The 6,700-nt window shown below is 40.9% G+C and carries 7 protein-coding genes; 5 read left to right on the top strand and 2 right to left on the bottom strand.

Annotation, left to right across the window (positions count from 1 at the left end):
* A partial coding sequence (locus tag PR808_RS20055) for a UDP binding domain-containing protein (RefSeq protein ID WP_272539951.1) occupies window positions 1-439 on the top strand: 439 nt, incomplete at its 5' end.
* Window positions 440-627: 188 nt separating this feature from the next.
* Window positions 628-1,332: a lipopolysaccharide core heptose(II) kinase RfaY gene (locus PR808_RS20050; RefSeq protein WP_206085676.1), complete on the top strand. Its 705-nt coding sequence runs from the start codon at window positions 628-630 to the stop codon at window positions 1,330-1,332.
* A 28-nt stretch (window positions 1,333-1,360) separates the two neighbouring features.
* Here PR808_RS20050 and thiM read toward each other — a convergent pair whose 3' ends face one another.
* Window positions 1,361-2,140, bottom strand: coding sequence for a hydroxyethylthiazole kinase (gene thiM / locus PR808_RS20045; protein ID WP_272539974.1), 780 nt, complete (start codon window positions 2,138-2,140; stop codon window positions 1,361-1,363).
* Window positions 2,141-2,217: 77 nt separating this feature from the next.
* Window positions 2,218-3,420: an ROK family protein gene (locus PR808_RS20040; RefSeq protein WP_241016880.1), complete on the bottom strand. Its 1,203-nt coding sequence runs from the start codon at window positions 3,418-3,420 to the stop codon at window positions 2,218-2,220.
* A 189-nt stretch (window positions 3,421-3,609) separates the two neighbouring features.
* Here PR808_RS20040 and PR808_RS20035 point away from each other — a divergent pair, with 189 nt between their 5' ends.
* The 3 genes from PR808_RS20035 to PR808_RS20025 all read left to right on the top strand — a co-directional run bounded on the left by PR808_RS20035 (window position 3,610) and on the right by PR808_RS20025 (window position 6,664).
* Window positions 3,610-4,428, top strand: a complete 819-nt coding sequence (locus tag PR808_RS20035) for a purine-nucleoside phosphorylase (RefSeq protein ID WP_272539973.1) — start codon at window positions 3,610-3,612, stop codon at window positions 4,426-4,428.
* 65 nt (window positions 4,429-4,493) lie between these two features.
* The gene (locus tag PR808_RS20030) at window positions 4,494-5,411 is read left to right on the top strand and encodes a DMT family transporter (RefSeq protein ID WP_272539972.1); all 918 of its coding nucleotides are present in this window, start codon (window positions 4,494-4,496) and stop codon (window positions 5,409-5,411) included.
* A complete protein-coding gene (locus PR808_RS20025) occupies window positions 5,408-6,664 on the top strand; it encodes a nucleoside permease (RefSeq protein ID WP_225820420.1) in 1,257 nt (418 codons plus the stop codon). The genes PR808_RS20030 and PR808_RS20025 overlap by 4 nt, the downstream gene beginning before the upstream one ends.
* Window positions 6,665-6,700 lie beyond the last annotated feature (36 nt).

Here is a 6,700-nt window from a genome sequence, read left to right as displayed (position 1 = left end):
CAACCCATCATTCGGTTACGGCGGTTATTGTTTACCGAAAGATACCAAGCAATTGCTCGCTAACTACGATGATGTGCCGAACAACCTGATTAACGCGATTGTCGAATCCAACCGCACGCGTAAAGACTTCATTTCGGACGCAATTATTGCCAAAGCACCACGTAAAGTCGGTGTCTATCGCTTAGTGATGAAAGCAGGGTCAGATAATTTCCGTGCTTCTGCGGTGCAGGGCATCATGAAGCGCATCAAAGCCAAAGGCATTGAAGTGGTGGTGTATGAGCCTGTGATGAAAGAAACCGAGTTTTTCCGTTCAAAAGTGGTCAATGATTTAGCGGAATTTAAAGCCCAGTGCGACATTATTTTAGCCAACCGTATGGTGCCTGAAATCGAAGATGTGGCAGACAAAGTGTATACCCGTGATTTATTTGGTAATGACTAAATATTAATAGTAAGAATGGGTTGGCAGTTTGCCAGCCTATTTTTCACCTTTTCCTTCCTAAAAACCGCTCATTTTGTGCGGTATTCCACAACTTCTTTATTTTTGAACCATTTTTGCAAGAATCGCTAAGAAATGTCTTTTTTCATTTGTTAGCATCCGCCGATTGATTAAAAAGCGGGCGCTCTGTCATGCAAAAAATTATAAAAAAACAAAGAGGTGACTTCATAACTTACCAAAAAGCAGGTGAAATTGATTTTTGGCAAGTCATGACTGACTATATTGATGGACGAATTGTTGGTAAAGATTTAGGCAGTGGAAATGCAGAACGAAGTGTCGAACGTATTCAACTAAATGGCCAAAATTATATTATCAAATGTGAAAAAGAGCGGGATAAACGCATTGAAAAAAGAGTAATGCGTATGTTATCTGGCCCATTTTATTCACGTTTATTAATGCGTTTAGTCTCCGCACAAAATCAGGGCTGCACTGTTACAAATGACATCTATTTTGTGGCAGAAAAAATGCAATGCCGTGAATCAGTTGAAACGTGGATTATTGCTGAATATGTTGAAGGAACTGTCCTATCAGAATTGGATGATCTAACACCTTATTATGCTGAAATGAAATCGGTTATCGACCAACTTCATCGCTATGGTTTATCTTCTAATGATATTCATGCAGGAAACTTTGTTTTGACAGAGAATGGACTGAAAGTGATTGATTTGTCTGATTACGGAAATTTAACCATATGTAAAGCAAATGATTTAATCGCCTTAAAACGTTTTTATGGTATTGAGCCAGACAAAAAAAATGGGGCTTATCGGTTTATTCGTTTTAGGGATAACTTTCGCCATTGGTCTAGAAAGTTGCGAGGTAAGAAAACTCGGTTATAGACTAAATTGAGTTTTCTTATCGGTGAATTTATGGGTTTAATTGATAAAGTGCATCTAAAAACTCAGGGATAAAGCTACCAGTACCGCGACAGCGCTGTGTCGCTGTTTCCCCTGCCTGTTTCATTAGTGCACAAGCGGTTGCAACATGTTGTAGCCTATCACCAGATAGCGCACAGCTAGCGGCAACGACAGCGGATAGTGCGCATCCCGTCCCAACTACGCGAGTCATTAAAATATCCCCGCCTGCGATAGCAATTGTGCGTTTGCCATCAGTGACATAATCAATTTCGCCACTGATGGCGACAATGGTGTTCGCTTGTTTGGCCAGTGATTTTGCTGCAGGAAGGGCATCATTTGTGGAGTTTAGGGAGTCTACCCCTCGACCACCGAGACTGTTACCTGCTAATGCCATAATTTCGGATGCATTGCCCCGAATTGCAGCAGGTTTAAGGCCAAGAAGCTCATGACAGAAGCGGGTACGAAAAGTGAGAGCACCAACAGCAACAGGGTCAAGAACCCAAGGTTTTTCCGCGGTATTTGCACTATGTACAGCGCGTTTCATTGCTTGTTGCCTATCCGTCGTGAGTGTTCCCACATTAATTAATAAACTGTTTGCTATGGCAGCAAATTGCTCAGCTTCTTCAGGTTCAATGACCATGGCAGGGGAACAATTTAGCGCTAACAGAACATTTGCGGTAAAGGTTTGAACGACATCATTGGTCATGCAGTGAACGAGAGGAGATTTGCTGTGAAGTTGCTGTAATATCGGTGATATTACAGCATCGTTGATATGTTCAAATTCGATCATGATCCCCTCATTTTGCGTGATAGAGTATAAAATAGTGGATTTATTCTACACTCTATCCCTCTTAATGAAAGAAGTCGTTAATCTGAAAGGTAATTTTCCATTACCATTCCCCCAGCACCTTGTGCGACAATTTCATAAGAGTCATTAGCTGCATAAATACGTGTTTTGATATGAGGGAAGGCGGCTAATTTTTCTTCAACGGACTTTTTCGTCATCTCAAAGAAATGATTTTTTGGTGTTAAGGTTCCACCACAAACAACGACATCTGCTTGAGTCGTTAAAATAGCATTCGCGATAGCGATTCCATAATAATAAGCCGCTTCTTCAAGAGCTTCGAGACAAATGGTGTCGTTTAATGTCAGCGCTTGGAAAATTGTGTGGTAGTTAATATCTGCTTCATTATTAACAAGATCATTAATGACCGAGCTTTTACCTAATCGGAGTTGTTGGATCACCCGAGATTTTATGGCGGACAACGAGCTGTATTGCTTTAAACAGCCAAACGAGCCACATTCACAGCGTTGCCCATTAATATCAATCGTTGTATGGCCAAATGCCTGCGCAGTGCTAATTGGTGCGGGTGCGTAATGATTATTGATGATCGTGCAACTGCGAATGTCCGTGTCGCAGGTGGTAAATAAAAATCGTTGGCTATCAGACGTATAATGTAAACGGTATTCGGCGAATGCGGCAAAACTGATCCCGCTTCCCAGTAGCACAAAGCACGGTACTTTTTGCGTGATGTAGTTATAGAGCCCTTTGATGCGCGAGTTATATTGATGATAGGGGAGTTTGTCACGCTCTAAAATATGGTCGATAGCAATGCCGATACCGAGCAGGTTTTCTACACTTAGTTGATGTCCTGCAAGGAGGGTGTCAACTTTACTAAGCAGATGATCGAGCATGTTCTCAGCCGTTTCAAGGTGCTCATATTTGACTTTCACCATCCCTAGAATTTCGAGTTTTAGGTTTTGTAAAACAATGGTGGAATAGATATCACTCATTTCAATACCAACAAGGTAACCATCCGCAGGGTTGATACTGTACAAAATGGGCTTACGTCCTCCTGTGGATTCACCCAGCTCAGAGGTTGAAATTAATTGGCATTTACTCAGCTCATCTAGCAATCTTGCACAGGTGGCTGGCTTCATACTCGCGAGTGTAGCGAGCATCTCGGCTCGAATTGGCCCGTGATTGAGAACTAATCGGTAAAGCACTTTCAGTTTTTGTGTTTTTGAATTTTTTGAGGTGCGAAATTCATTTAATAATGTATGTAACAAGCGCCCCACTCCTTTTCGTTCCAACCATTAGGCTTAAGATTAGCAAATCTATATATAAAGTTCTGCATTATGCCGCACATCATACCTAAAATCTTTTTCTTAAAATGAGATTAAGATCGCTGTTATGTTTCTAAATTACGCTATGATCGATTTCAACAATCAGTATTCGATTTTAATTTGGAGATAGCCATGCACCAGACGAAAGATATTTTAGAAAGCCTGAAATTTATTCAGTCACGTACGGAATTAAAGCCAACTGTTGGGATTATTTTAGGCTCTGGATTGGGCCCATTTGCAGATACCCTAGAGAATGCGGTTCATATTCCTTATAGCGAAGTGCCTCATTTTGCTAAGTCTGAGGCTGTTGGCCATGCGAATGAATTAGTGATTGGTACGATTGCTGGCAAAACGGTAGTTGCGATGAAAGGCCGTTTTCACTATTACGAAGGTTTTTCATTAGACCAAGTGACTTTCCCTGTGCGTTTGATGAAAGCACTCGGTGTCGAAAAATTAATTATCACTAACGCCTGTGGCGCGGTAAATACCGATTTTAACCCAGGTGACCTGATGATTATTACCGATCACATTAACCTGACAGCAAATAATCCATTAATAGGGCCGAATAACCCTGAGTTGGGTGTTCGTTTCTTGGATGTGAGCGAGGTATACAACAAAGAGTTACGCCAAACAATCAAAGATGTTGCTTCTGAACAGGGTGTTTCTGTACGTGAAGGGGTTTACGCATGGTGGACAGGCCCGACTTACGAAACACCAGCGGAAATTCGCATGATCAGAACATTAGGGGCTGATGCAGTCGGTATGTCGACAGTACCAGAAGCATTAGTTGCACATCATTCACAAATTAAAACCGTAGGAATTTCCTGCTTAACTAATATGGCATGCGGAATTTTGGAACAACCATTAAGCCATGATGAAGTGATTGAAACCGCAGAAAAAGTGAAAGCGACATTCTTGAAACTCGTCACGGGTGTGATTGCGCGTTTCTAATTTCAAGACTCTTTTTCTCAAAATAAAATAAAGATGCTGTAATTATTAATAAGGTGAATATTGAAATGAAATTTAAAGGTCTGATTTTAGTTTCTTTAGGCGCTTGTAGTTATGGCATTCTTTCAACATTAGTTGTACTGGCTTATCGCGCAGGTTATTCCTTGAATGATGTAATCGGTAGCCAAACGGTACTTGGTGCAATTTTGTTATGGTTTTTTGTTGTTGTCGGCGCATTAGTGAAAAAAGCTCGCTTAATGTGGCCAACTCGGCAACAAGGTCTTTTGATGTTGTTAACGGGGACGACGACGGGCCTAACGGGGTTATTATATTACGCATCGTTGCAGTATTTATCCCCAGCATTAGGTGTGGTGCTATTTCTGCAATTTACATGGATGGGAGTGGCGATTAATGCTGTCGTAAACCGTCAAATACCACCATTAATGACAATTGTTTCTGTAATAGTGATCTTAATTGGTACCATACTGGCGACAGGGTTATTAAATAGCCAAGATATCGTATTTCATTGGGCAGGCGTGCTACTAGGATTATGTGCAGCATTATCAAATGCGATACGGGTGTATGTGAGTGGCGCATTGGCTGTAAAAACGGATCCGATGATGCGCTCGGCAATTATGGTGACGGGAGGCGCAATCTTGACCTCTATTATCGTGCCACCAACATTCTTATTTAGTGTATCAACGTTTCAATCGCTATTTTTTACTTATGGACTACCTCTGGCTTTCTTTGGTTCTTTCTTCGGTATGTGGATGTTTGCTAAAGGCACACCTCTGATTGGTACAAGCTTAGCGACCATTGTGAGCTCAATGCAGCTGCCCGTTACTATTTTACTGTCAGTGACTGTTCTGCAATTACCCCTCGAATTCATTCAGTTTGTAGGTGTTGCCGTCATTTTAATGGGGGTGGCTATCGCTGAGCTGAAAATAAAAATAAACACATGTAACTCCAAACGGAGCTTCGTATGAACATTAAATCCCGCTTGAAAATCATGCTTTTCCTGCAATATTTTGTTTGGGGAAGTTGGTTAGTTACGCTCGGCTCGTACATGATGAAAACTTTGAGTTTCTCAGGTGCTGAAGTTGGTTTAGTTTATAGCTCTAAAGGCATTGCGGCTATTTTAATGCCAGGGCTTATCGGCATTATTGCGGATAAATATATCCCAGCGAATCGCTTATATATGATCTGCCATTTGATAGGGGCAGCTGCATTATTTTATGCCGCTACAGTCACCAGCTCATCGGTGATGTTTTGGGTGATGTTGATAAATGCGATGGCATTTATGCCGACAATTGCCCTTTCAAATACCATTAGTTATTCATCACTAAGCCAATACCAATTGGATTCGGTCAGTAACTTCCCTCCAATTCGTGTATTTGGAACGGTTGGGTTTATTGTCGCCATGTGGAGTATTAGCTTATTAAAATTTGAACTCAGCAGTATGCAACTATATATAGCAGGGGGATGTTCGCTGCTATTAGCCGCGTATTCCCTAACATTACCTAAAATTGAAGTGAATAAAAAAGCCATTTCAAGTAGCTGGATGAGCAAGCTAGGCTTAGATGCGTTAGTGTTATTTAAGAAGCCAATAATGGCTGTATTTTTCTTATTCGCTATGTTGCTTGGTGCGGTTTTACAAATAACCAATACATTTGGTAACCCGTTCTTACATGATTTTGGTCTCAATCCGCTGTATCAAGATAGTTTAGTGGTGCAATATCCCTCCATATTATTATCTATCTCGCAAATGGCGGAAGTGTGTTTTATTTTAGCAATTCCATTCTTCTTAAAACGCTATGGCATTAAAACCGTTATGTTATTAAGTATGTTTGCATGGACATTGCGGTTTGGGTTCTTTGCCTTCGGAGATCCATCAGCGATTGGTTTGATGTTCTTAATCATGTCGATGATTGTGTATGGTTGTGCATTTGATTTCTTTAATATTTCAGGTTCAATATTTATTGAACGAGAAGTCGATACACGAATGCGTGCGAGTGCCCAAGGGTTATTTATGACCATGGTGAATGGTGTCGGTGCTTATTTTGGTGCAATTCTCAGCGGGTTGGTTGTCGATTACTATACTGTTGACGGTATTAAAGATTGGCAAATGATTTGGCTGGTCTTTTCGTCTTACACAATTGTTTTAGCGATTATTTTCCAATTTACCTTCCATTATAGTCATGATAAAGACGCGGCAATGAAGGAAGCCAAAGCCAGCTAAGATAATCTGTTAAACATAACGAACAAAACGTAAAAA

The organism is Providencia sp. PROV197 (assembly GCF_028479625.1).
Taxonomy (GTDB): Bacteria; Pseudomonadota; Gammaproteobacteria; order Enterobacterales; family Enterobacteriaceae; genus Providencia; species Providencia vermicola.
Note: the sequence above shows the minus strand (reverse complement) of the source record. Positions and strands in the feature narration are given on the sequence as shown.

Excerpts from the sequence above, each read along its gene's own strand:
- PR808_RS20050 (WP_206085676.1), top strand. The coding sequence starts at position 628 with ATGCAAAAAATTATAAAAAAACAAAGAGGTGACTTCATAACTTACCAA.
- thiM (WP_272539974.1), bottom strand. The coding sequence starts at position 2,140 with ATGATCGAATTTGAACATATCAACGATGCTGTAATATCACCGATATTA.
- PR808_RS20035 (WP_272539973.1), top strand. The coding sequence starts at position 3,610 with ATGCACCAGACGAAAGATATTTTAGAAAGCCTGAAATTTATTCAGTCA.
- PR808_RS20030 (WP_272539972.1), top strand. The coding sequence starts at position 4,494 with ATGAAATTTAAAGGTCTGATTTTAGTTTCTTTAGGCGCTTGTAGTTAT.
- PR808_RS20025 (WP_225820420.1), top strand. The coding sequence starts at position 5,408 with ATGAACATTAAATCCCGCTTGAAAATCATGCTTTTCCTGCAATATTTT.